This window comes from Klebsiella sp. Q11, assembly GCF_964241505.1.
Classification (GTDB): Bacteria; Pseudomonadota; Gammaproteobacteria; order Enterobacterales; family Enterobacteriaceae; genus Klebsiella; species Klebsiella michiganensis.
On record NZ_CAXSXW010000003.1, the window covers coordinates 458053 to 481189 of the forward strand.

The following is a 23137-nucleotide window of genomic DNA, read 5'->3' on the forward strand; positions in this document are numbered from 1 at the left end:
GGAATCAAATAGTTTCCAGCGAGGACGAAATCAGCATATATGTCAACTTTCTTTCACAAGCCGTTTGCAATTTCAGGTGATGAAACAAATAATTATCGCACTGCCAGCTCTGGTTTTTTTATTTTAAAGGGGATCTTATGAAGTATCCTGTCACATTGACATGCGGCGCGCTGTGGTTAGCCAGCGTCTCTTCTCTTGCCTGGGCCGCCGATGTCCCGCCGGGCACCGTATTAGCCGAAAAACAGGTGCTGGTGCGGCACATTAAAGATGAACCCGCCTCCTTAGATCCCGCCAAAGCCGTCGGTCTGCCTGAAATTCAGGTTATCCGCGATCTTTTTGAAGGTTTAGTCAATCAGGACGAGAAAGGCAATCTGATTCCAGGCGTGGCGACTCGCTGGCAGAGCAATGATAATCGCGTCTGGACATTTACCCTGCGCGATAACGCCCGCTGGTCCGACGGAACGCCGGTAACGGCGGAGGATTTCGTCTATAGCTGGCGGCGGCTGGTTGATCCTAAAACCACCTCCCCGTTTGCCTGGTTTGCTGCGCTGGCCGGAATCGCCAATGCGCAAAATATTATTGATGGTAAAGCCGCGCCGGATACCCTCGGCGTCACCGCCGTGGACGCGCGTACCTTGCGCGTGCAACTGGATAAACCGCTGCCGTGGTTCAGCAATCTGACGGCGAGCTTTGCTTTCTATCCGGTGCAGAAGGCTAACGTGGAGAGCGGCGACAACTGGACGCGTCCGGGAAGCCTGATTGGCAACGGCGCGTATGTCTTAAAAGATCGCGTGGTGAATGAAAAGCTGGTGGTGGTTCCCAATACGCACTACTGGGATAACGGCAAAACGGTGATCCAGCAGGTCACATTTACGCCCATTAACCAGGAATCGGCGGCCACCAAACGCTATCTGGCCGGCGATATCGATATCACCGAGTCGTTCCCGAAAAATCTGTACCAGAAGCTGCTGAAGGATATTCCGGGGCAGGTCTATACCCCGCCGCAGCTGGGCACTTATTATTACGCGTTTAACACGCAGAAAGGGCCAACCGCCGATGAGCGCGTCCGCCTGGCGCTCAGCATGACTATCGATCGCCGTCTGATGGCGGAGAAAATTCTGGGTACCGGCGAGAAACCGGCCTGGCGCTTCACCCCGGACGTGACCGCAGGTTTTACCCCGCAGCCGACGCAAATCGAGAGCATGAGCCAGGCCGAGCTGAATGCCCAGGCCAAAGCGCTGCTGCAGGCGGCGGGCCACGGTCCGAACCGTCCGCTGAAGCTGACCCTGCTGTACAACACCTCGGAGAACCATCAGAAAATCGCGATTGCGGTAGCTTCCATGTGGAAGAAAAATCTGGGCGTCGACGTGAAGCTGCAAAATCAGGAGTGGAAAACCTATATCGACAGCCGCAATACCGGCAACTTCGATGTGATTCGCGCCTCATGGGTCGGGGATTACAACGAGCCGTCGACGTTCCTGTCGCTGCTCACCTCGGCCCACAGCGGTAACATCTCCCGTTTCAACGATCCGGCCTACGACAAAATTCTGACCCAGGCGGCGCTGGAAACATCGGAAAAGGCGCGCAATGACGATTACAACGCGGCGGAAAAAATCATTATGGCGAAAGCGCCCATCGCGCCGATTTATCAGTACACCAACGGGCGTCTGATTAAACCGTGGCTGAAAGGGTATCCGATAGCCAATCCGGAGGACGTGGCCTATAGCCGCACAATGTATATCGTGAAGCACTGATGCGTACTGACCTCCTGCCAACATCAGGCAACCATCGCTAAACCCACAACTGGCGCGGCTTACAGCGCCAGTGTCTCCTTTCGCATTCTGAGTATCTTCATCCAGGTCGTTTCAGCCCCAAACTCCCACTTTCCGATGCTGTTATTCGTTCAGGATTAAAGCAGTGCCGTCAACTCAGTGAACAACTTTAGCTCGCACGCGTTGCAGGCGTCGCAACGTAATAGTACTGGCACCAGCAACCAGAGGCACGCCTTGCCCGGCTGTTGCTAATACAACAGGCTGTGTGCATCAGTTGGCGCATTCGCAACAGCTCTTGCGCAAGCCTATTTTTTAAAACCATTGATTAACATGAATTAAATAATGCGCAGCCTTTGGCATGATTATCGCTAACACCCATATAACAAAATTAAAATAACTCTTCGATAAATATCGAATATGGTTATATAGGAAATGGATAATGACGCAGAAAGCTGACGATAATATCAACATATTGGCGTTCTCTCACCGTAGGTTGTTCTCGCAGAGCAACCTTAGCGGAGAAAGCGAGGAATGGCCGGGCGACTATCGGCAGGGAACGCTGCGCCAGCGCTTCCTGCATCATCTACGTAGCTACTGGGATGTGCATCGTTATTGGAAAGCGCCGCAGGTGGCCGATCGTGCTGCCGCCATTGCCGGAGAAACGCTGGCGACGCTGGGTTTCAGCCTGTCCGCCCGATGTCCTGAGTCCTGATTTTTTCCCCTTTTATCCTTTTCATTAATAAGCGTGTGCCAGTACCTGGACACACCGTGGAGAGCGCTATGCCATCGCAACGAGAAATTCGCCTTAACGCGTTTGATATGAACTGTGTCGGTCACCAGTCGCCGGGCCTGTGGGCCCATCCGCGCGACCGCTCCTGGCAATATAAAGATCTGGAATATTGGGTCGATCTGGCGCGCCTTCTGGAGCGCGGCAAATTTGACGGCTTGTTTATTGCCGATGTGCTTGGCGTTTACGATGTATTTAACGGCAACGGCAACGGCGATGCGGCGATTCGTCAGGCGACGCAGGTGCCGGTGAACGATCCGCTGGCGCTGATAACCCCGATGGCGCTGGTGACGGAACACCTTGGCTTTGGTCTGACCGCATCGCTGTCATTTGAGCATCCCTATCCATTTGCCCGTCGGCTGTCGACGCTCGATCATCTGACCAAAGGACGCGTGGGCTGGAATATTGTTACCTCGTATCTGGAAAGCGGCGCCCGCAATATTGGGTATCAGGCGCAGACCGACCATGATGCGCGCTACGACTACGCCGATGAATACCTCGACGTCGTGTATAAACTGCTGGAAGGCAGTTGGGAAGACGGCGCGGTTTTGCGCGATCGCGAACGGGGAATTTTTAGCGATCCGCAGAAAATCCATCCGATTAACCATCAGGGCAACTTTTTCTCCGTTCCGGGCATCCATCTGTGCGAGCCGTCGCCGCAGCGCACGCCGGTTCTCTATCAGGCGGGGGCCTCCAGCCGCGGAAAACAGTTTGCCGCCACGCATGCCGAGTGCGTTTTTGTCGCTGCGCCGTCGAAAGTTCTGTTGAAGAAGACGGTCGCGGATATTCGTCGTCGCGCCGCGGAAGCCGGGCGCGATCCGCGCAGCATTCTGATTTTCAATCTGCAAACGGCGATCGTGGGCGAAACCGATCGCGAGGCGCAGGCCAAATGGCAGGAATACAAATCATACGTTAGCTATGAGGGCGCGCTGGCGCTGATCTCCGGCTGGACCGGTATTGACTTCGGTCAGTATCGGCCGGACCAGGTGCTGAAATACCTGCATACCAACGCCATCCAGTCGGCGGTTGAGGCGTTTTCCACCGCCGACCCGAATCGTCAATGGACGGTGGAAGCGCTGGCGGACTGGGTGGGTATCGGCGGCTTTGGCCCGCTGCTCGTCGGCAGTGCGGAAACGGTGGCCGATGAACTCCAATCCTGGGTCGAGGAAACCGATGTCGATGGCTTCAATCTGGCCTACGCCGTGACGCATGAAACCTTCCGCGACGTGGTGGAGCTATTAATACCAGAGCTGCAAAAACGCGGCGTCTTTAAGCAGGATTACCGGCAAGGCACGCTGCGCGAAAAACTGTTCGGCGCCGGGCCGCGCCTGACCGCGCCGCATCCGGGGGCAGACTACCGTCGCGGCGTGCGAAACGATGTCGGGGCGAAGGAGACGGCGGCATGATTGATATCGATAATCTGCATAAACGCTACCGCACGGCGGATGGCCGCGTCAGCGAGGTTCTGAAGGGATTATCGCTCAGGGTGCCCGCCAGCTCCATCACTGCGGTGGTAGGTCCGAGCGGTGCGGGGAAATCGACCCTGGCGCGCTGCATCAGCCTGCTGGAACGCCCCGATAGCGGCAGTATCAAGGTTAACGGCAAAGATTTGTCATTACTGTCAGGGGAGGCGCTGCGGCGTGAACGGCGCGCGATCGGTACCGTTTTTCAATCCTCAGCGCTGCTGAATCGCAAGACGGCGTGGCAAAACATTGCGGTGCCGCTGGAGTATCTGGGCGTGGTGGAACGCGACATTAAGGCGCGGGTCGGTGAATTACTGGAGAGCGTAGGGCTGAGTCACAAAGCGGAGGCCTATCCGTCCCAGCTTTCCGGCGGACAGCGTCAGCGCATTGGTATCGCTCGCGCGCTGGCATTACGTCCGTCGGTACTGCTGGCGGACGAGGCCACGTCTGGGCTGGATCCCCAGGCGACCGCCACGGTGCTGGGTTTGCTCCGACAGCTACGTGATGAGTACCGGCTGGCGATAGTCCTGATTACTCATGAAATGGATGCGGTACGCGCCGCGGCGGATGCGGTGGCGGAAATCCGCGATGGCGCGATAGTCCAGTACGGGCAGGTGAAAGAGCTGCTGGCCCGTCCGGATTCCCTGCTTGGTCAGCAGCTATTGCCGCTGTCGCCCATCGCTGTTAACAGCGATCTGCTGTTGCGCCTGAGTTATCGCTGGGATGTGCCGGTGGCGACTGACTGGATCAGCCGTCTGAGCCACCAGCATGCGCTACAGATAGATTTGCTCGGCGGCCATGTGGAAGTGATCAACGGTCAACTGGCGGGGCGTTTACAGGTCGGCGTCCGATTTCAGGGACAACGACTGTCAGCGGATCGAACGATCGCGCTTTTAGCGCAGCTGGGCATTGCGGCGGAAATCCTTGCACATGCCCCCGAGCTACAGGAGGCGGTATGAAACCGACAGTGATAAGCCAGGATACGCCGTGGCATGAAATCCACACATTGCTGCTGCCTGCTTATGGTGAAACCTGGCTGATGGTTGCCATTGTGATGCTGTTTGTGATGACCCTTGGCGGCGTGGTGGGCGTGGTGTTATTCAACGCCTCGCCGCGAGGATTATTTCCGCGTCCCGCGCTTTACCAGGTGCTTAACTGGGGCGTCAACATGGGGCGCTCTCTGCCCTTTCTGGTGTTAATGGCGGCGATTATCCCGTTTACGTTCTGGCTTACGGGCACCACTATCGGCATCCCTGCCGCGGTGGTACCGATGATTGCCGCTGGCGTGCCATTTTTTGGCCGTCTGGTGGAAAACGCCCTGCGCGAACTCCCGGCGGAGGTTACCGCGGTGGGGCTGGTGTGCGGCGGTTCGCGCTGGCAGATAATCCGCCACGCGCAGCTCAGCGAGGCGCTGCCTGCGCTGGTGGCGGCGGTCACGCTTAACCTGGTGTCGATGATCGAATATTCGGCGATTGCCGGCACTATCGGTGCGGGTGGGATCGGCTATCTGGCGGTCGTGTACGGCTATCAGCGTTTCGACAATCACATCATGATCGCCACCATTGTCGTGCTGATCGCCACGATTCAGATCATTCAATTCTTTGGCGACCGTCTGGTCAATAAGCTTCGCCACACTCAGGGGATTTCTTCATGACAACAGAACAGTTTGAACTCCGTAAAGCCCGCCGCTGGCCATGGCTGGCGGCGCTGGCAGCGATCGCGGCGCTGGCCGTCGCGTTCTGGTGGTGGCGCGGATACGCGCAGGCGCCGCAGGTCGTTTTCGGTACGACGTTAAAAATTCACTACGAACCGGCGATGGCGGGCGAGCAGCGAATTATTGAGTACATCAGTCAGCATATTGCGCCCGATTATGGCCTGAAGCTGGAGGCGGTGGGCGTACAGGATCCGGTACAGGCGGACAGAGCCGTGGCGGAGGGGCAGTATGCCGGCACTATCTATCAACATCAGTGGTGGCTTAAGCAGGTGGTGGACGCCAACGGCTTTGCGCTTTCGACGACCGTGCCGGTTTTTCAGTGGGCCTTCGGGATCTATTCCGACCGCTATAAATCGGTACAGGATTTGCCCGTCGGGGCGACCCTCGTCGTGCCGGATGATGGCGCTAACCAGGGGCAGGCATTATGGTTGCTGCAAAGGATAGGGTTAATCTCACTCGATCCGGCGGTTGAGCCGCGCACGGCGAAACTGAAAAATATTGTCGGCAACCCGCACAAGTTCAATTTTAAAGAGCTGGATTTATTAACCATGCCGCGAGCGCTGAATTCGGTGGATGCCGCTATTGGTTATGTTTCACAATTTGATGCCGGAAAAGTCCCGCGAGAAAAAGGCATATTATTCCCGCCTGCGCCTAAAACGTTTGCCTCGCAATTAGTCATCGGTACACCGTATTTATCGCAGGAGAATATTGTCAAATTAAAACAGGCTTTTTCCGATCCGCGTATTCAGACGTGGTTAAAGACCACTGACGATCCGCTGGTCAAAGACGTACTGGTTCCGGTCTCAGCAAACTAAGACATCATTGATGAAACGATAATAACCGGACGGGCGTTTGCTCGCCCGGTTACTGGCGTCATTATTTATTAACTTATTGAATATATTGATAATTATATGATTATTTATCGTTTTTAATATACTAAAGCCCGGCTTATAACCAGAGTCACCTGCACAATTATATAAGGTAAATAATATGAGTACTCTGTCTGTTGATAATGCTGGCGCCGTTTCGGCACCGGTGAGTAGCGTCGGGGATGTGGCGCGATTAATTAATTCCGGCAGGGAGCAGAGTAAATATGCGCGGATGATTGTATTCCTCGCGCTCGGCGGTGTATTCCTCGACGCTTATGATTTAACCACGCTCTCTTACGGTATTGATGATGTGGTGCGGGAATTCCAGCTCTCGCCGCTTTTAACCGGCATTGTCACCTCGTCAATAATGGTCGGCATGATTATTGGTAATTTAATCGGCGGCTGGCTGACGGATAAATATGGCCGTTATTCGGTGTTTATGGCCGATATGCTATTTTTTGTGGTATCGGCGATTGCGGCGGGACTGGCGCCGAATGTCTGGGTATTAATCGGCGCGCGGTTTCTGATGGGGATTGGCGTCGGGATCGATCTCCCGGTCGCCATGTCTTATCTGGCCGAGTTTTCCCGCTTTAGCGGGAAGGGTAATAAGGCCGCGCGGCTCGCGGCCTGGTGTCCGATGTGGTACGCCGCCTCGACGGTCTGTTTTTTAATCATCTTTGGGCTCTATTTCCTGTTGCCAAAAGAACATCTGGACTGGCTGTGGCGCGCATCGCTGCTGTTCGGCGCGGTTCCGGCGCTGCTGATTATTGCCGTGCGCAGCAAATTCATGAATGAATCGCCGTTATGGGCGGCCAACCAGGGCGATTTGACCTCGGCTGTGCGTATTCTGCGCGACTCTTACGGGATCAACGCTCACGAAGCACCGCCAGAACGTCCTGCTCCACCGCCTAAAGTGAGCTTTCGCGTGCTATTTGCAAAACCGTACCGCGAACGCACTATTGTCGCCGGGGTGATGAACGTCTGTATCTCATTTGAGTATACGGCGATCGCCTTTTTCCTGCCGTCCATTCTCGCCCAATTCCTTGGTGCTGGCGTGTTCGAAACCATCTCCGCTTCGCTGGGACTCAATGCGCTGTTCGCCTTTACCGGTGGGCTGCTGGGGATGCACCTGGCATGGAAATACCCGTCGCGACACGTCGCGATCGCCGGGTTCGCACTGCAGTTTATCGCCCTGATCGTCCTCGCGCTGGTGGGGCAGCCGCAGGCCGCGCTGGGTGTAGCGCTGGCGATTGCGATGCTGGGGCTGTGGCTGTTTGCCGAGGGCTTTGGTCCCGGCGCGCAGTTGATGATCTATCCGGCGCTTTCATACCCAACCGCGATTCGCGCCACCGGGGTTGGCTTCAGCCGCGCGCTTTCCGGTATTGGCAGCGCGCTGGCGCTGTTTGTGCTGCCGCTGCTGCAGGCATCGCTCGGTACGCAAATGTTCTGGGTCGTATCGCTGGCCGCCATTATCCCAATTTTCTTCCTGCTCGCGGTACGCCATGAGCCTACCCAATATGACATTGACGACAGCCACCATTGAGGAACAGAAAATGACTTTACTCTCTACCGGCACCGACTATGAACAGCTGGCGGCGACCTTCCGACCGATTTTTGCTCGTATCGCGCAGGGGGCAGCGGGGCGCGAACAAAACCGCATCCTGCCCGATGAGCAGATCCGCTGGCTGAAAGAGGCCGGATTTGGCACGGTACGCATTCCGCGGGAAAAGGGCGGCTGGGGCGCGTCGTTGCCGCAATTAATTGCGCTGCTTATTGAGCTGGCTCAGGCCGACTCCAACCTGCCGCAGGCGCTGCGGGCGCATTTCGCCTTCGTTGAAGACCGCCTCAATCAACCTGACTCGCCGGCGCGCGATCGCTGGTTCCGTCGCTTCCTCGACGGCGAGCTGGTGGGCAGCGGCTGGACCGAAATCGGCGCGGTCAGGCTGGGGGAGGTTTTCACCCGCGTAACGCCCGTTGAAGGCGGCTGGCGGCTGGACGGTGAGAAATTCTATAGCACAGGTACGCTGTTTGCCGACTGGATAGATGTTTTCGCCCGGCGCAGCGACAACCAGGGCGATGTGATTGCGCTGGTCAGCACGAGCCAGGCCGGCGTTGAACGTGAGGATGACTGGGACGGCTTCGGTCAGCGTCTGACCGGCAGCGGCACGACCCGCTTCAAACAGGCGCAGGTGGAGCAGGATCACGTCTACGACTTTGCGCAGCGCTTTCGTTATCAGACCGCGTTTTATCAGCATATCCTGCTGGCGACGCTGGCGGGAATTGGCCTGGCAGTTGAGCGTGACGTCGCCGAAGGCGTGAAAAAGCGGACCCGGATGTACAGCCACGGCAATGCCGCCGTGCCGCGCGACGATGCGCAGGTACTCCAGGTTGTGGGACAAATCAGTAGCTGGAGTTGGGCGACGCGGGCGGCGGTATTGCAGGCGGCGGAATCGTTGCATCAGGCCTACCTTGCGCATGCCAGCGGCGACGAAGCGCTCATTGAACAGCGCAATCGTCTGGCTGAAGTCGAAGCGGCGCAGGCGCAGGTGATTGCCAGCGACTGGATCCCGCGTGCGGCCACCGAGCTGTTCAACGCCCTCGGCGCGTCGGATACGCGAGTGAGTAAGGCCCTTGATCGGCACTGGCGCAACGCGCGCACCGTGGCATCGCACAATCCGGTGATTTATAAGGCGAGAAATATCGGTAACTGGCTGGTTAACGGCGAAGCGCCAACCTTTATCTGGCAGATTGGCGACGGCGAGAAATCGCAGGGCTGAGAAACACGGCGAAGGAGCCTCTCCGTAAGGATCGTTGGCACCCCCATCACGATTGAGCGGGGGAGCATCCCCCGGATCATGGACGACTGGGGGCAGCGATCGTGCCGGGTCTGGCTGGCTAACACCCCAGTATATTGGGTACGGATAAAGTAACGGGGCTACACTTCCTTCATCAACATTGTACCTAAGGGAAAACGACATCAGGGCAGCGGTGGGCTGGAGACGCTGGTGCAGGACGGCGACCTTTTCGCAGATATTGCAATACGGTCTGACTCTTAAACAACAAATAGCTACCGAAAATGCGGCAAGAAACTGCCGCATGTCACTCTTTAACGCGTTAAGAAGATGGCTGAGGTCCAAATCCGGGACTGGTCCTTTTGCCTGGCACTGATGAAGAACGGATGTTCCCGTTTTTCTGACAGGATAAGTTCAGAAAGTGGAATTTCGCCGCTGATATCACGTGGAAGCGGCTGTTCGGTAACCAGTTCAATATCTACCTCAAGTTCGGTGCCTGGAAGCGTAAAAGTCTCTTTGCCTGCAATCAGAAGCGTTTGACCATCAATATCCGTTTCAAAAACCGGCGCCCAGGCATGTGGTTGTGGCAAAAGCGGATCGCCCACTTTGATATAGCTACTGATGTCCAGATGAACGTGTATTTTTGCTCCGGCCAGCCCACCGGTACTGACAGTAACTGTGTCGCTGTCACCATTGGTGTCGGTCCGCAAGCCAATCTGTGTATGACTTTTACGCCAGACGGTCTGCTCCGGGTGATCTGCGCCCGAGAGGGAAAACGCATTGATTGGTGTCCCTGTGACCTCAATATGTCCCGTCCAGTAAGCACCCCGATAGCGGTCCTTAATGCGTGCCCCCCCCAGACGCACCCGGAACTGATATTTAGAGCGCCCAAATTCCGCGTGCAAATCGCGATGCCATACCTCTCTTTCTCCATCGTAAAGCGTTACCGCTTCCCAGCCCGCATCGCCTAACAGACGATAACGCAGTACATCTGCTGAACTGAATTCCGCTACATCTCCCATCAGCGCATCGCCCGCACGCAACTCGGCATAGCTTCGTTCACCTGTTGTGGCATAGGTGTGGCGGGCACGAAGCGCTGCAGCCACACCTTTTCTGTCGAATTGTTCAGCAAGTACGCCAGTCAGGCCTCCACGGGATCCGAAGACGGCTGTCGCAGGCACGCCACCACCACATCGCCCCTGATGTTCATCGCTGTTGGCGGTCGCGCCCAGACGATAGCCCCGTTCGAGCGCCTCGGCATAGACCCAGTGAAACTGCCCCCAGGCGGAACCGACTTCTATCAAGCGCTCCAGCTCCGGGTGATGCCAGTCCAGGTTGCAGCGGCGCCCGCCAACATGCGGGATTAACAGATGTTTGTGCGGTTCGCGTGCGTAGGCCGCATAAAGTTCATCAAGTGGCCATGCACCCGGTTTGATGGTTCCGGCAGTGAACTCATTCCACTCGAATGAACGCACCAGCCGCCCCTGATTATCAAACGGGAACTGAGGTTCATCATCTTCAAGGAACACCACATTATGATCGCCACCGGCGCAGGTATTACCGCACCACTCGGTACCGGAATAGCAGACAAAACTGTCTGGCTGGTTCAGCGCATTAATCAGCTTTACCGCCTGCTTCCAGCGCGCTTCAGTCACATTAAAATCGTTGGCGGTATAGCCAAGAATATCGAGACCGGCGACATCACGCCCGTAGCTGAGGTTATACAGCGTGTCGTTGGTACCAACCGTGTCATCAGAATGCACATGAAGATCGGCATAGAGCGGGCGCAGACCTGTGGCGGTTTCCTCCACCGTTATCCATCCTTTGCCTTCCAGCAAGGGCAGCGTGCCCAGTGCGGCGCTGAACGACCATTCTCCTGCGCAGAGATGCAAATCGCTGATACGCGCAATCGCCCAGCCCTCTTCGGCCAGCCGGAAATCATGATGCTCTGTTTCACCTCCCGATGAGGTCAGCGTCAGGCATCCTGCCAGCGGCAGGCTCCGGCAGGTATTCCCCCAGCGGTCATCCAGCCGGACGATAACGGAGAAAGGCGTTTCAGGTGCCAGTAACCTTGGCGCGATCGCGGCAAGAGAAGCGGGCTCACCGGGCACGATATCCAGCAGCGTATCGCCGGGTACCTCAGCAAATTTTGAGCTCCCCAGCGGATCAACAAACAGGCGGAAGCGGAAATCTTTCTCAACGAAACTCTGTACACGCGTACCGCCCCCGCCATGGCGCCGATCGCCCAGGCGGATAATGATTTTGTCTCCCGGATTGATGTAGCCATCAATAATGTCGATCAGAATGGCTTTCTGGAACGGACGCTCGTGCCCCTTCTGATCAAAACGCACCTTCAAATGCTGGACCGTGGCAGGGCTCTGTCCTGGCACTAGCGGGCCTGCCTGATACTCGGCGCTGACATAGTTGGCTGCCGAGGGATCGCTGGTCTGAAACAGCGCCCAGTCCGAGTAAAATTTAAAGGCGAGCTTCAGCCATGCGCCGTCAGCCAGCCCGCTGGCGCCCACGGTATATACCAGTTGGATCTCTTCCCACGCACCGGCAGTCAACTGAGTATGCGAGCAGGCCACACTGCCCAGAAACGGTCGGGCTTTATTCTGCTCATACAAGCCCTTCGGAGCGATGTAATCGCCTGCATCACGGATATCGAACTGACTCACATTAACCTCACAATTATTGGGCGCGCCAGCGCTGATAGCGCTGTTCAATGCGGCGAAAAACAAGATTTTCCATTAACCAGGCGATAAGCCCGATAAGGCAAATTCCCAGTAGTACCTGACTGCTGTTACCCGTCTGTCCGCCCATGGCAACCATCCAGCCTATGCCCTGAGAGGCGCCGAGCATTTCCGCTGCCACCAGCGCACGCCATGCCTGGCTGAATCCGATGCGCAGTGCGGCGGTGATAAATGGCAGGGAGCTGGGCAGATAGACATGAAGAAGCAGTTGAAACGGTCGAGCTCCCAGCGTGCGTGCTGCACGCACTTCACCGCCACGGATGCCGCGGATCCCCTCCTGAATGGTCAGACACATCGGGAACAGCGCAGCGATGACAATCACCACCACGATGGAAACGAATCCCAGGCCGAAGATCAGCAGCATCATCGGTGCCCATGCGATGGGCGGGATAGCCATAAACAGGCTGTTCAGTGGCGTAAGGAACTCCCTGACGCGATCGGAAAGTCCGGCGCTGACGCCAAGAATCAGTGCCAGCAGCACGGCAGTCATAAAGCCGGTGAATTCTTCCAGCAGGCTGGCCTGTAGCTGACCCCAGATGGAACCATCACTGAACCAGCGTATGGCTTCCCGACATACGTCCCAGGGTTGCGGCAACACATAAGAGGGATAGTGACTCGCAACGATAACCCAGACCATGAGTAACGCGGGCAGGGAAGCCCAGCCCCAGTTTGGTTTGAACTTCACTGCGTTATCCCTGCTTTTGTCAGCCACTGCGTATCAACAAATTCATTCAGCTCTGGCGCCTTTTGCATGTAGCCCAGCGTCTGTGAGTCCTTCATCAGCTGCTCAAAGAAGGCGCCATCTTTCTTCGTCAGTGACACAGACCACTCAATACGTTTACGGGCTTCCTGAACCAGCGCCTCCGGCGGCAGCGTTTTACCGTCAGCGGTTTTAATGGCCCGCAGCTTAAACGCATCGGCCATGATCCGATCGGCTTCTGCAGGATGCTGATTGATAAAATCCACTGCTTTCTGATGCGCACGGATAAGCTTCACTACATCGTCCGGGCGGTCCTTCAGGGTCTCCGGTAACGCCATCAGTACATACCACGGATAACCCGGTTGGACTTTGTTTACATCGAGCAGCAGTCTGGCGTCGCCGCGCAGCAGTGCTTCGCTGACAAAGGGCTCCCAGGTGAAGGCTGCATCCACAACGCCCTGCTGCAGCGCAGCGGGCATGTTACCGGCGGGCATACTCAGGATCTGAGCATCTTTGTCAGCAACCAGACCTGCCTGCTGTTGCAGCACCACACCGCGCAGCAGAACATCCATTCCGCTCCCTTTTTTGACGCCAGCGATGCGTTTGCCTTTTAGGTCAGCCAACCGGGAAATAGCACTCTGTGCGGGAACGATCAGCGCGGCCTGTCCGCTGTTCACCTTAGCGATAATTTGCCCCTTGAGCCCGCGCGAAAACCACTGGAATACCGGTGTCGCACCCATATAGGCTGCATCAAGTTCATGCGCCGCCAGCGCCTGACTGATGACGGGACCATCACCAAAGGATTTAAGCTCGACGGTCAGCCCTTCCTGGTGATAAAAACCCTCTTTCTCGGCGATAAGTGCAGGCGCGTTGGCCAGCGCATAGACCCAGCCAATACGCAGCGGCTGGGAATCCGCAGCGTCAGCAGCATTGAATAAAACCCCTGATATCAGCACAGCAAGAAATGATTTACCCATTTGATTGATGTTCCGTTTTGTTAGAGTGAGTGGTTGTCGGACTGCTGCATCACATCGGTAATGCGCTTCAGTAATTCATTACGATACATGGCAAAAGCCGGAAGCTGTCGCGTCTCCAGATTGCTTCGCGGGCGCGGTAAGGCGATGGACAATTCGCTGTGTACGCCGCCGGGTGCACGATTCAGAACGATGACGCGGTCAGCAAGAAACACAGCCTCTTCAATATCGTGGGTGATGAAGACCGTTGTCTGCCCAATGGCGGACCAGAGACGTAGTGTCTCCTCGTTCATGTCCCCACGGGTGATGGCATCGAGCGCAGCAAATGGTTCGTCCATTAACAGAACATCCGGCTCCAGCGCCAGCGCGCGAGCCAGTGACACGCGCTGCTGCATGCCCCCGGACATCTGGTGCGGCAACTGATGTGCGGCATGTACCAGGCCCACACGTTGCAGATATGTCATAGCGCGTCGGCGCTGAGAGGCCACGTCCTCGCGCCTTTGCATCCGCAATCCGAACCGGACATTCTCCAGCGCGGTCAGCCAGCCAAAGAGCTGTGGCTGCTGAAAAACATAGCCAAGCCGATGGTTTTCCGGCGTGGTACGCTCACCGCCAATCCGCACGGCTCCCCGCTCTGGCTCTGTGAAACCGGCCAGCAGATTGAGTAACGTGCTCTTACCGCACCCCGAGGGGCCCAGCAACACCACAAACTCTCCCTGGCGGGCATGAAAACTGAAATGGCTGAATACCGGCGCGCCGCCGGGATAGCGAAAAGTGATATTGTCTACCGCCAGTGCGTATGGTTGAGAATTGGTCATGCTGAGCGTCATGTATAAGAAATAATGAGATGTGGTTATAATACGTATTAATACAAGTTGATCTAAGATCGCTTCTGACTAAACTAGATCCGAACGGAATACGAGAGACGGAACCTGAATGACACTGGTGCGTGAAAACATCACATCGCTCTACCGGCAGATTGCCGATACCCTGCGGCAGGAAATTGCCGCCGGACATTTTCAACCTGGCGGAAAACTGCCCTCTGAAGCTGCGCTTGAACAGCGCTTTGCGGTCAGCAGGGTGACGGTACGGCTCGCGCTGAAGCATCTGACAGAGCAGGGGATTGTCGAGCGCAAGCAGGGAAAGGGAACCTACATATCGGGCAAGAAGGTTGCACATGGCATCAACGTCATGCGTAGCTTTCATGAGTCGCTAAAGCAGCAGGGACTGAATGCCACAATGCGTTTGCTGGTCAAAGAGGAGGTGCCAACGCCAGAGTCGCTGCAATCGCTGTTTCAAATGTCCCGGACGCTGACGTTTATTTCACGGCTGCATCTGGTGGATAATGATCCCATTGCGGTGGGTTACAGTCATTTCCCGGCATTTCCTCATGAGCTGAGCTGGGAAGAGACCGAGAAGGAACCGACCTGGGTCCTGTTAGAAAAAGCCACGCAACATTACATCAGTCGCTCCGATATTGCCATCCGGCTGGCCTTCGCGGATAAGGGACTCGTTGACGTGCTGGGAACCGATAAAAACGCGCCGCTATTTTTACTGGAGCGAACATCCTGGTTTGAAAACGGGCAGTGCGCTGAGAACTCTCGCTTTTTCATTCGTCCGGAACGCTACGAGTTTATTTTGAGCAACAGCTGAAGTAGGGGTTCTGATTCTCACCGGTGATTTAATTTGACTGGGTATTCAGAGTATTGGCAATCCGGTCATGAACCTCGCGATCTGGATGATGTTCATCATTCTGTCATCAGTATATGCGGTGAATGTCATTAGCCCTTAATCTTCTTCGTAAATCATCGTAGCTACTATTGAATGAGCGCTGACAGGGGGATACATGGATTCTGCATACGCGTTTAAGAATTTGGTTTCAGGAACGTCCCCCCGGAAAGTGAAGGCATGTTTCTTGTCAGGCCCACATGCGAGTCAACAGGGCACTGTTAACATATTGTCCGTCAGGCTGTTCCAGAGCATCTCACTTCGGCAATCCGCGCGGCCGATACTGCGCCCACCGGCGCAATACTCAGTGGAAAGTCTGCGCAACGGGCTGAACAGTGTTAGCGTGTGATGCTGCCAGGTTGAAGGGGAGGAGTGCTGCGCTATAGCTGAATCAGGCTGGGCTCTCTTCCCCCTGATACTGCAAGCATAGGGGTGATCTCATTGAATTGGTTGCACAATCAGTAGATCACAAAACGCTATGCCTGTCTTTTTCACCCGCCCATGAATGGGGATTCCTCAGTGCTTCAGCGGGGCTTTTCACTTAATCTTTCAACGAAATCCCTTTCATTGTTTCCCAGATTCTATGCTTATCCTGCTCGTGTAAATTCTTCTGCTGCACGGCGTGCATAAATGCCTCCTGGCCCTGTTCCGTCAGAGGTTGCCCGGACTTTAATCGTGCCGCCACACTTTGCAGAATACGATGGCTAAGTTGGCCGATTTGCGTCCGGACATCCTGAAGCGGGCGAGGCTGCCAGTCAGTTTCCGGCGCCGCCAACCAGTCGGCGCGATAGCGGTACTGAATCGCCTTGGCGGCGTCCATTTGCGCCTGAATAAATGGCCTTACGCTCTCGCCTTTTAATCCCAGCGAATCAGCATCAGCAGTGGCGCTCTCCAGAACCTTCTTCTCTTGCTGTAGATCTTCAATCGCCTGGTGATGTTGCGCTTTATATCCGGCAACATCTTTCATCAAGGACAAACGTTCATTGATCAAATTGCCAATCGAAGGGGTTGAAGCAGAAATTGCCGTTGCAGAGAAACTTGCGGCAGCGAGAAGCAACACGGCTGTATAGAGCTTGTACGGCATCATAAATCTCCGACGTCGATAAACAGGAAGTCTGTAAAGGCGTTCCCGGTCAGTTGAAGAAACATTTCGCAGAAAGCGTAGCTAGCGCATTTTACAGTCTTGTGATGATAAAAAAACCGTAAACCCGATCCGGGCTTACGGTTCTCTTTTACAGCGGGGTTAAAAATTACTTCGACACGTCCGCACCGAAGTATTTCTGGGAAATACGTTCGTAGGTGCCGTCGGCCTTGATCTCTTCCAGCGCTTTATCAATCGCCGCTTTCAGCTGCGGGTTGTTTTTGCGCAGCAACACGCCGGATTTCTCTGCGTCAGACTGGGTTGCGACAATTTTCACTGGCGCATCCGGTTTATGTTTTTTGAAGTCGAGGAACGACAGGTTGTCGTTGATGGTCGCATCGGCACGACCCTGCACCACTAAATCCACAGATTGGTTAAAGCCATCGGTCGGCACGATATCCGCCCCGTATTTGCGCGCGATCTGCGCATAGTTACTGGTCAGCGTGTGGGCCGATTTTTTGCCTTTCAGATCTTCAAAACTTTTAATGCTGCTTTTGTCATTGACGATCAGCACCGCTTTAGACGCGATATACGGCTCGGAGAAGTCGAATTTCTTCTGGCGTTCTGGCGTAATGCCGACCTGGTTAATCACCACGTCGTAACGGCTCGCATCGACACCGGCGATCAGGCCGTCCCATTTCCCTTCTACGAACTGCGGGCTCACTTTCAGGCGTTTGGCGATTTCACGGCCAATCTCTACGTCAAAACCCTCCAGCGTGCCGGAAGCATTGTGGAAAGTGAACGGCGGATAGGTGCCTTCAGTACCGATTTTCAGTACGCCAGCGGACTGAATCTTTGCCAAATCATCCTGCGCCAGCGCTGCGTGGGCAAAACCAAGCTGCATAATCCCGGCGACGACTAATGTTGCGAGTGCTTTCATCTGCATTACCCTATGTTGTTTTTATTAACTCGCCCCGGATTACGGGAGCGCGGTGCTTAAAGAGGCGATAAACTCCGCAGTTCGGGGTCTCTTCGCGTGTAAAAACAAATCGTTAGCGGAGCCGGACTCAACAATTTCCCCGGCTTCCAGAAACACCACCTGGCTGGCGATATTCGCCGCCAGACGTAAATCATGGGTCGCCATGATCATGGTTGTTCCTTCCAGCGCCAGCTGGCGCAGCACGGCCACCACTTCGCCGGAGAGTTCAGGATCGAGTGCGGAAGTCGGTTCATCGCACAGCAGCACCGCCGGTGACGGCGCCAACGCGCGGGCAATCGCCACGCGCTGCTGCTGGCCGCCAGAGAGCGTATTCGGCAGGGCGTTGCATTTGTGCAGCATGCCGACTTTATCCAGCAGTTCTTCACCACGGCGGCGGGCGCGTTCGCGATCCCATTTATGCACCGTAATCAGCCCTTCGGTGATGTTGTCGAGGGCGGTCATATGCGGAAACAGCGCGAAGTTCTGAAATACCATGCCGGTCTGGCGGCTGATGCGACGAATATCCTGGCCTTTTATCCGCGTGTCCGGCGCGAATGCGATGCGTTCTTTGCCGATGGTCAGCTCCCCGGACTGAGGAATTTCCAGCAAATTAATGCAGCGCAATAAGGTGCTTTTCCCGCTGCCTGAAGGGCCAATCAGCGTGGTTACCGTGCCTTCTTCAATCATTAAATTGATGTTCTTCAGCACCCGGCTGCCGTCGAAACTTTTTTCAATGCTGGAGAGCGTTATCATTGACCTGACCTTTTACTGTCGTACCCGCTAATTTCCGCTCCAGCTTCTCTTGCAAATGCGATAACACCGAACTGAAGAACAGATAAATAATCGCCGCTTCGCTGTACAGAATCAGCGGTTCATAGGTCACTGCCGCAATTTGCTGCGCGGCAAGAAACATCTCCGGTACGGTGATCACCGACGCCAGCGAAGTGTCTTTTACCAGTGAAATAAAGGTGTTAGAGAGCGGCGGCACGGCGATGCGCGCGGCCTGCGGCAGAATAATACGACGCAGCGACTGCGCCCATGTCATGCTGATGGAATGGGCAGCTTCCCATTGCCCTTTCGGCACGGCGAGCAGCGTTGCCCTGATCACTTCTGAGGTATACGCACCAATATTGACGGTAAAGCCAATCACCGCCGCAGGGAAGGCATCAATGGTTAGCCCAGCGCTCGGCAACGCGTAGAAAATCAAAAATAGCTGCACCAGCAGCGGTGTACCGCGAATCAGCCAGACGTAAAACCGTATCACCGGCTTTAAAAAGGCCGGGCCGTACAGACGCAAAAGTGCCACCGCAAACCCGAGCGACAGCCCAAGAATAAAAGAGATCAGCGTTAAGGGAATGGTGAATTTCAGCCCCGCGGAAAGCATTGGCCAGAAAGAATCAATCGCTAAGGGTAACCATGTTGGCACTGCACACCTTCCGGACATAGCATCTTGCCAGAAATTGCTGGCGGAATATTTTATTAGCCCGGCTTAATTATTTGGGGGCCGGATTAGTGAGAATTATATTCTTTGCGCCGTGTGCGAAAACAAATATATACGAATAACGTTATATAGAAAAAAGCTAAGCCATTCTTTTTTGATGCAAACCCGCCGTCGTTACCTGCCGTTTTATTGCATCATTTGCGTGAAATTTCGCCATTAATGCACCATTTTTAATCGATTTGTCCGGAAATGGAAACCTCCAGACGCTGTTTCTATGAACAAAAGTGTTTCGTTGGAAACGTCGCGAGATCAGCAAACGGAAAACTTTTTTGCATACGGTAAAAATGACGATATTGGTTTTTATCAGTAAGAAAAAACTAATATAAGACATGGTGTTATGGGATGTGTAAATAACGAAGCACTGATGGGAACCGGCTGCCTGCGAACGTCAGGCAACCGCTGCAACATTCTCTGAAAGCCAGAGAGAAAAACCAGGGCGCCGGGGAATCGTTAAGCTGGTGGATAAGTTGCTGCTTTCAGAAGGATTTTGGGCCGAATACCGCCTGCGCCATCTCCACGAACCCCGCGCCGCCGGGGCCGAGCGTCACCCAGCGGGGGGCAACGGGGAGTTGATCCAGATACTGCCGGACGGTGCTGACGCCTACCGTGTGTTTGAAAAAAGCGAACATCGGCGCGTCGTTGGTTGAATCGCCGCTGTAGAGAATAGCTTCCCGCTCCCGATCGATATCGACGCCGTAGTGCTGAGCCAGAGTACGGCGCGTCATGGTCAGCTTGTCGTAGCCACCCAGCCAGCCCAGCACCCACAGATTGTTGACGGTAGCGTCGGCACCCGCCTGCCGCAGCGTGTTGACGATGCGGCGCTCCAGTACCGGGTCGGCAGGCCGCGCGAAGGCCAGGCTGGTCAGGCGGAAGGGCTGATCGTCCGCCAGACGGGCTTCCGGTAGCGCTGCCAGGACCCGGTCGGCGATGGTCCGCAGCCGGGCGGCGACGGATGCCGTGGCGTCTTCCGCGTGCCAGTAATGATGCTCGATGCCATGCCCGTCCGCGGTGCGGCGGAAAAAAAGCCCGCCGTTTTCGCCAATGACGCCGTCAACAGGCCACATCCGCGCCATCTGATCGCACCAGCCCGCCGGCGCGGCGGTGACCGGGATCACCCGTATCCCGGCGGACTGCAATTGTTCAAGCGAGGTATAGGCGGCGGCCGACAAACGGCCCTGCCAGGTGAGCGTTTCATCCATATCGGTGAGGACAAAACGTACTGGCTCGAATTCATTAGCGGGAGCATCGGATAAAGCGCGCATAGGGAACCTTAAACATCATGATTTAATAATGGAAATGTTACGTTAATTCCTCATAATCAATAGCTAAAAATCAGTTATGCTTTGCAATAAATTCGCTATAACTTTTCCCTCATTGTCCAACTGAACGGTGGCGTTAATGACTCCCTTTTTCACCCCGCCTCATTTTCGTACCATCGCGAACGAGTCGCTCTGGCGAGGGAGGGACGCATCGATCGTATTCGCCGGGTGCGGTTGATTGTCGAATGTGTTGATTTAAAAGTATTTACTCTTTTTAGCTATTCAAAGTCTATATGGTTATTTGTTTTTAATGTGGGTAATGCATAAAAGTGAGGTGACGCAAAAAAAAGATTTATCGATGCGATTTTAAGAAGGATATTATTATGCCGGAAGCGGGTGAATTGTATCTCATGCCGAAAAGAGAAAATAACTGGCATTTAAATAATGTCGTCGATGAACTCCGTCGCGTTCGTCAGGCGTGGCGCGATGAACATGCAAAAAATAATTATCGTAATAAACGTAGTTTACCTTCCCGGGAAAGCGTTAATTCAGTCACCGATACCTTGATAAAAGTGCTTTATCCGATGCGATTAGGTGATATTGAATTACGCAAAGAGGGCGAAGATTATTACGTTGGTCATTTACTAGGCACCTCGCTTGACCGATTGACTGAAGAAGCGGTCCTGGAACTTTATTATCAGTCAGATGAGCAGGATGCGAGTCACACGCTGTCGCAGGAGGCGGTCAGGCGGGTTCAGCAGTTTGCCAACCGTTTGCCGGTCATCCGCCAGCGTCTCGATCGCGATATCCTCGCGGCGTATCAGGGAGATCCTTCCGCGCGCAGCATGGATGAGGTGCTGCTCTGCTATCCGGGAATTCACGCCGTTATGCACTATCGTCTTGCCCACGAGCTGCATCAGCTCGGTCTGCCTCTGCTGGCGCGAATGATATCTGAAAAAGCGCACAGCCAGACCGGAATAGATATTCATCCCGGCGCGCAGATTGATGACGGATTCTTTATCGATCACGGAACCGGCGTGGTGATTGGTGAAACGGCCATCGTCGGTAAACGCGTGCGTATTTACCAGGCGGTTACCCTTGGGGCCAAACGATTTATTGCCGGCGATGACGGGCAGTTGCAAAAAAACTATCCTCGCCATCCAATCATTGAAGATGATGTCGTTATTTACGCCGGCGCAACAATATTAGGGCGAATTACTATCGGCGCGCGTTCCAGCATTGGCGGAAATATATGGCTGACCCGTGATGTTCCGCCGGATAGTCATGTGCAGCAGGCCCGGGTACAGCAAAAACATTTCAGCGACGGTGACGGAATTTAATTCCGCCGATAATAAAATGAAATGGCCAGCGCATCGGAATAAATAAAATAACAGCGTGATAATCATTATGAATTTACTTGAAACGATCGGCGCTACTCCGTTAATCACGTTACCCTCTTTTGCCGCCGAGCTACCTGGCGTAACGCTGCTGGCAAAAGCAGAGTTTATGAACCCCAGCGGCTCGGTGAAAGACCGCGCGGCGAAAGCGATGGTGCTGGACGGGATTGCTCGAGGGTTATTAACGCCGGGTAAAACGATTATTGATGCGACCAGCGGTAATACCGGTATTGCCTACGCGATGATTGGCGCGGCGCTGGGATATCACGTCCGGCTATATCTGCCGCAGAATACCAGCCCGGAGCGCAAACGTATTATTCGTCATTATGGCGCCACGATTGTGGAGACCGATCCGCTGGAAGGTTCTGATGGCGCCTATATTGAAGTTCAGGCACAAGTTGCTGCGCATCCGGAACGTTATTTTTATCCGGACCAATATAACAACCCCGTTAACCCGAATACGCATTTCGCGACGACCGGAAAAGAGATTTGGGAGCAGAGCGGGCAACAGATCACCCATTTTGTCGCCGGTATGGGCACCTCCGGCAGCTTCGTCGGCATCGCGCGGCGGCTTAAATATGAAAATCCGCGCGTGAAAACGCTCGCCGTACAGCCCGCTTCGCCATTCCACGGCATTGAAGGGACCAAGCATATGGGGAGCAGCATTAAACCGGGCATTCTCGACGAAACCCTGTTCGACGACGTTATTCCCGTCACCACCGAGGAGGCCTATGCGAGCACGCGGCGCCTCGCCCGGCGGGACGGCATTTTTGTCGGCATTTCCTCTGGCGCTAATGTCGCCGCCGCCGCGCGGCTGGCCCGCACGCTGCCGGCGGGATCGGTGGTGGTCACGCTGCTGTGTGATGTCGGCTCGCGTTATCTGACTGACGCTTTCTGGAATGAAACCCATGATTGAATTGACTCAAGAAATCACCAGGCTGATTGGCGCTGAAGGGGAAAAGGCCTATCCCAACGAATGCTGCGGTGCGCTCTTTGGCCACTTTTCCGCGCAGGGCGATGCCCGCGTGACGGCGATTTTCCCCATTGTTAATGCTCGCGAGTCGGAGGAGCAGTACCACCGTTTTGTCATCACCGCCGACGACTCCCTACGGGCGGAACGCGCTGCGCTGGCTCAGGATGTGGACGTGATCGGCTATTACCACTCGCACCCCGATCACCCGGCCATTCCATCGGAATTTGATCGCGAACATGCGCTGCCGTTTTACGCCTATATCATCGTGGCGGTCGCGCAGCGCGAGGCGGGGGCGCTGACCAGCTGGCGGCTGACCCAGGACCGCCAGCGCTTTTTGCAGGAGGACGTGCAGATCGTTTTATGACGTGAATAACGGGCACAACGTTGCCGGAAAC

General features: G+C 55.2%; 20 protein-coding genes and 1 pseudogene. 12 read left to right on the top strand and 9 right to left on the bottom strand.

What is annotated here, in order from left to right:
* The first annotated feature begins 137 nt into the window (after positions 1–137).
* The 8 genes and pseudogenes from ACESQ2_RS06910 (at position 138) to ACESQ2_RS06945 (ending at position 9382) form a co-directional block, all read left to right on the top strand.
* The gene (locus ACESQ2_RS06910; RefSeq protein WP_373170252.1) at positions 138–1754 is read left to right on the top strand and encodes an ABC transporter substrate-binding protein; all 1617 of its coding nucleotides are present in this window, start codon (positions 138–140) and stop codon (positions 1752–1754) included.
* Between the two features lie 484 nt (positions 1755–2238).
* Positions 2239–2409 (top strand): annotated as a pseudogene (locus ACESQ2_RS06915) (FAD-dependent oxidoreductase); the annotation flags it as partial.
* Positions 2410–2552: 143 nt separating this feature from the next.
* The gene (locus ACESQ2_RS06920) at positions 2553–3965 is read left to right on the top strand and encodes an LLM class flavin-dependent oxidoreductase (RefSeq protein WP_234625296.1); all 1413 of its coding nucleotides are present in this window, start codon (positions 2553–2555) and stop codon (positions 3963–3965) included.
* Positions 3962–4981, top strand: coding sequence for a methionine ABC transporter ATP-binding protein (locus ACESQ2_RS06925; RefSeq protein WP_032749403.1), 1020 nt, complete (start codon positions 3962–3964; stop codon positions 4979–4981). The genes ACESQ2_RS06920 and ACESQ2_RS06925 overlap by 4 nt, the downstream gene beginning before the upstream one ends.
* Positions 4978–5676, top strand: a complete 699-nt coding sequence (locus ACESQ2_RS06930; RefSeq protein ID WP_373170253.1) for a methionine ABC transporter permease — start codon at positions 4978–4980, stop codon at positions 5674–5676. Before ACESQ2_RS06925 ends, ACESQ2_RS06930 begins: the two co-directional genes overlap by 4 nt.
* Positions 5673–6551, top strand: a complete 879-nt coding sequence (locus ACESQ2_RS06935; protein WP_014229036.1) for a MetQ/NlpA family ABC transporter substrate-binding protein — start codon at positions 5673–5675, stop codon at positions 6549–6551. Before ACESQ2_RS06930 ends, ACESQ2_RS06935 begins: the two co-directional genes overlap by 4 nt.
* A gap of 175 nt (positions 6552–6726) precedes the next feature.
* Positions 6727–8148: an MFS transporter gene (locus ACESQ2_RS06940; protein WP_373170254.1), complete on the top strand. Its 1422-nt coding sequence runs from the start codon at positions 6727–6729 to the stop codon at positions 8146–8148.
* A gap of 10 nt (positions 8149–8158) precedes the next feature.
* Complete coding sequence (locus ACESQ2_RS06945) at positions 8159–9382, top strand: acyl-CoA dehydrogenase family protein (RefSeq protein WP_025107003.1); 1224 nt, start codon at positions 8159–8161, stop codon at positions 9380–9382.
* Positions 9383–9711: 329 nt separating this feature from the next.
* On the opposite strand, the gene ACESQ2_RS06950 is transcribed toward ACESQ2_RS06945, so the two are convergent.
* The 4 genes from ACESQ2_RS06950 to ACESQ2_RS06965 are packed head-to-tail and all read right to left on the bottom strand — an operon-like array spanning position 9712 to position 14642.
* On the bottom strand, positions 9712–12075 hold the full coding sequence (locus ACESQ2_RS06950) for a hypothetical protein (protein ID WP_046877383.1): 2364 nt from the start codon (positions 12073–12075) through the stop codon (positions 9712–9714).
* Between the two features lie 13 nt (positions 12076–12088).
* Complete coding sequence (locus ACESQ2_RS06955; protein ID WP_373170255.1) at positions 12089–12835, bottom strand: ABC transporter permease; 747 nt, start codon at positions 12833–12835, stop codon at positions 12089–12091.
* Positions 12832–13827: an ABC transporter substrate-binding protein gene (locus ACESQ2_RS06960; RefSeq protein WP_046877371.1), complete on the bottom strand. Its 996-nt coding sequence runs from the start codon at positions 13825–13827 to the stop codon at positions 12832–12834. The genes ACESQ2_RS06955 and ACESQ2_RS06960 overlap by 4 nt, the downstream gene beginning before the upstream one ends.
* A 20-nt stretch (positions 13828–13847) precedes the next feature.
* A complete protein-coding gene (locus ACESQ2_RS06965; RefSeq protein ID WP_025107016.1) occupies positions 13848–14642 on the bottom strand; it encodes an ABC transporter ATP-binding protein in 795 nt (264 codons plus the stop codon).
* 118 nt (positions 14643–14760) lie between these two features.
* Between ACESQ2_RS06965 and ACESQ2_RS06970 the strand changes: the two genes are divergently transcribed.
* Positions 14761–15477: a GntR family transcriptional regulator gene (locus ACESQ2_RS06970; RefSeq protein ID WP_373170256.1), complete on the top strand. Its 717-nt coding sequence runs from the start codon at positions 14761–14763 to the stop codon at positions 15475–15477.
* A 616-nt stretch (positions 15478–16093) separates the two neighbouring features.
* Here ACESQ2_RS06970 and ACESQ2_RS06975 read toward each other — a convergent pair.
* The 5 genes from ACESQ2_RS06975 to ACESQ2_RS06995 all read right to left on the bottom strand — a co-directional run bounded on the left by ACESQ2_RS06975 (position 16094) and on the right by ACESQ2_RS06995 (position 20375).
* A complete protein-coding gene (locus ACESQ2_RS06975; protein WP_170873306.1) occupies positions 16094–16639 on the bottom strand; it encodes a chorismate mutase in 546 nt (181 codons plus the stop codon).
* 163 nt (positions 16640–16802) lie between these two features.
* Positions 16803–17573: an amino acid ABC transporter substrate-binding protein gene (locus ACESQ2_RS06980; protein ID WP_014229046.1), complete on the bottom strand. Its 771-nt coding sequence runs from the start codon at positions 17571–17573 to the stop codon at positions 16803–16805.
* 39 nt (positions 17574–17612) lie between these two features.
* Complete coding sequence (locus tag ACESQ2_RS06985) at positions 17613–18365, bottom strand: amino acid ABC transporter ATP-binding protein (protein ID WP_109240981.1); 753 nt, start codon at positions 18363–18365, stop codon at positions 17613–17615.
* Positions 18343–19038 carry an amino acid ABC transporter permease gene (locus tag ACESQ2_RS06990; protein WP_014229048.1) on the bottom strand — a complete coding sequence of 232 codons (696 nt, stop codon included), beginning with the start codon at positions 19036–19038 and terminating at the stop codon, positions 18343–18345. The genes ACESQ2_RS06985 and ACESQ2_RS06990 overlap by 23 nt, the downstream gene beginning before the upstream one ends.
* A 551-nt stretch (positions 19039–19589) precedes the next feature.
* The gene (locus tag ACESQ2_RS06995; protein ID WP_046877359.1) at positions 19590–20375 is read right to left on the bottom strand and encodes an HAD-IIB family hydrolase; all 786 of its coding nucleotides are present in this window, start codon (positions 20373–20375) and stop codon (positions 19590–19592) included.
* Between the two features lie 407 nt (positions 20376–20782).
* Between ACESQ2_RS06995 and epsC the strand changes: the two genes are divergently transcribed.
* From epsC to ACESQ2_RS07010, 3 genes are all read left to right on the top strand, one after another.
* The gene (epsC, locus tag ACESQ2_RS07000; RefSeq protein WP_025107020.1) at positions 20783–21712 is read left to right on the top strand and encodes a serine O-acetyltransferase EpsC; all 930 of its coding nucleotides are present in this window, start codon (positions 20783–20785) and stop codon (positions 21710–21712) included.
* Between the two features lie 67 nt (positions 21713–21779).
* On the top strand, positions 21780–22685 hold the full coding sequence (locus tag ACESQ2_RS07005) for a PLP-dependent cysteine synthase family protein (RefSeq protein ID WP_025107021.1): 906 nt from the start codon (positions 21780–21782) through the stop codon (positions 22683–22685).
* Complete coding sequence (locus tag ACESQ2_RS07010; RefSeq protein WP_025107022.1) at positions 22678–23106, top strand: Mov34/MPN/PAD-1 family protein; 429 nt, start codon at positions 22678–22680, stop codon at positions 23104–23106. Before ACESQ2_RS07005 ends, ACESQ2_RS07010 begins: the two co-directional genes overlap by 8 nt.
* Positions 23107–23137 lie beyond the last annotated feature (31 nt).

What these genes read in the sequence shown, in the direction of transcription:
- ACESQ2_RS06910 (WP_373170252.1), top strand. Translation starts at nt 138, where the DNA reads ATGAAGTATCCTGTCACATTGACATGCGGCGCGCTGTGGTTAGCCAGC.
- ACESQ2_RS06920 (WP_234625296.1), top strand. Translation starts at nt 2,553, where the DNA reads ATGCCATCGCAACGAGAAATTCGCCTTAACGCGTTTGATATGAACTGT.
- ACESQ2_RS06925 (WP_032749403.1), top strand. Translation starts at nt 3,962, where the DNA reads ATGATTGATATCGATAATCTGCATAAACGCTACCGCACGGCGGATGGC.
- ACESQ2_RS06930 (WP_373170253.1), top strand. Translation starts at nt 4,978, where the DNA reads ATGAAACCGACAGTGATAAGCCAGGATACGCCGTGGCATGAAATCCAC.
- ACESQ2_RS06935 (WP_014229036.1), top strand. Translation starts at nt 5,673, where the DNA reads ATGACAACAGAACAGTTTGAACTCCGTAAAGCCCGCCGCTGGCCATGG.
- ACESQ2_RS06940 (WP_373170254.1), top strand. Translation starts at nt 6,727, where the DNA reads ATGAGTACTCTGTCTGTTGATAATGCTGGCGCCGTTTCGGCACCGGTG.
- ACESQ2_RS06945 (WP_025107003.1), top strand. Translation starts at nt 8,159, where the DNA reads ATGACTTTACTCTCTACCGGCACCGACTATGAACAGCTGGCGGCGACC.
- ACESQ2_RS06960 (WP_046877371.1), bottom strand. Translation starts at nt 13,827, where the DNA reads ATGGGTAAATCATTTCTTGCTGTGCTGATATCAGGGGTTTTATTCAAT.
- ACESQ2_RS06965 (WP_025107016.1), bottom strand. Translation starts at nt 14,642, where the DNA reads ATGACCAATTCTCAACCATACGCACTGGCGGTAGACAATATCACTTTT.
- ACESQ2_RS06970 (WP_373170256.1), top strand. Translation starts at nt 14,761, where the DNA reads ATGACACTGGTGCGTGAAAACATCACATCGCTCTACCGGCAGATTGCC.
- ACESQ2_RS06975 (WP_170873306.1), bottom strand. Translation starts at nt 16,639, where the DNA reads ATGATGCCGTACAAGCTCTATACAGCCGTGTTGCTTCTCGCTGCCGCA.
- ACESQ2_RS06980 (WP_014229046.1), bottom strand. Translation starts at nt 17,573, where the DNA reads ATGAAAGCACTCGCAACATTAGTCGTCGCCGGGATTATGCAGCTTGGT.
- ACESQ2_RS06985 (WP_109240981.1), bottom strand. Translation starts at nt 18,365, where the DNA reads ATGATAACGCTCTCCAGCATTGAAAAAAGTTTCGACGGCAGCCGGGTG.
- ACESQ2_RS06995 (WP_046877359.1), bottom strand. Translation starts at nt 20,375, where the DNA reads ATGCGCGCTTTATCCGATGCTCCCGCTAATGAATTCGAGCCAGTACGT.
- epsC (WP_025107020.1), top strand. Translation starts at nt 20,783, where the DNA reads ATGCCGAAAAGAGAAAATAACTGGCATTTAAATAATGTCGTCGATGAA.
- ACESQ2_RS07005 (WP_025107021.1), top strand. Translation starts at nt 21,780, where the DNA reads ATGAATTTACTTGAAACGATCGGCGCTACTCCGTTAATCACGTTACCC.
- ACESQ2_RS07010 (WP_025107022.1), top strand. Translation starts at nt 22,678, where the DNA reads ATGATTGAATTGACTCAAGAAATCACCAGGCTGATTGGCGCTGAAGGG.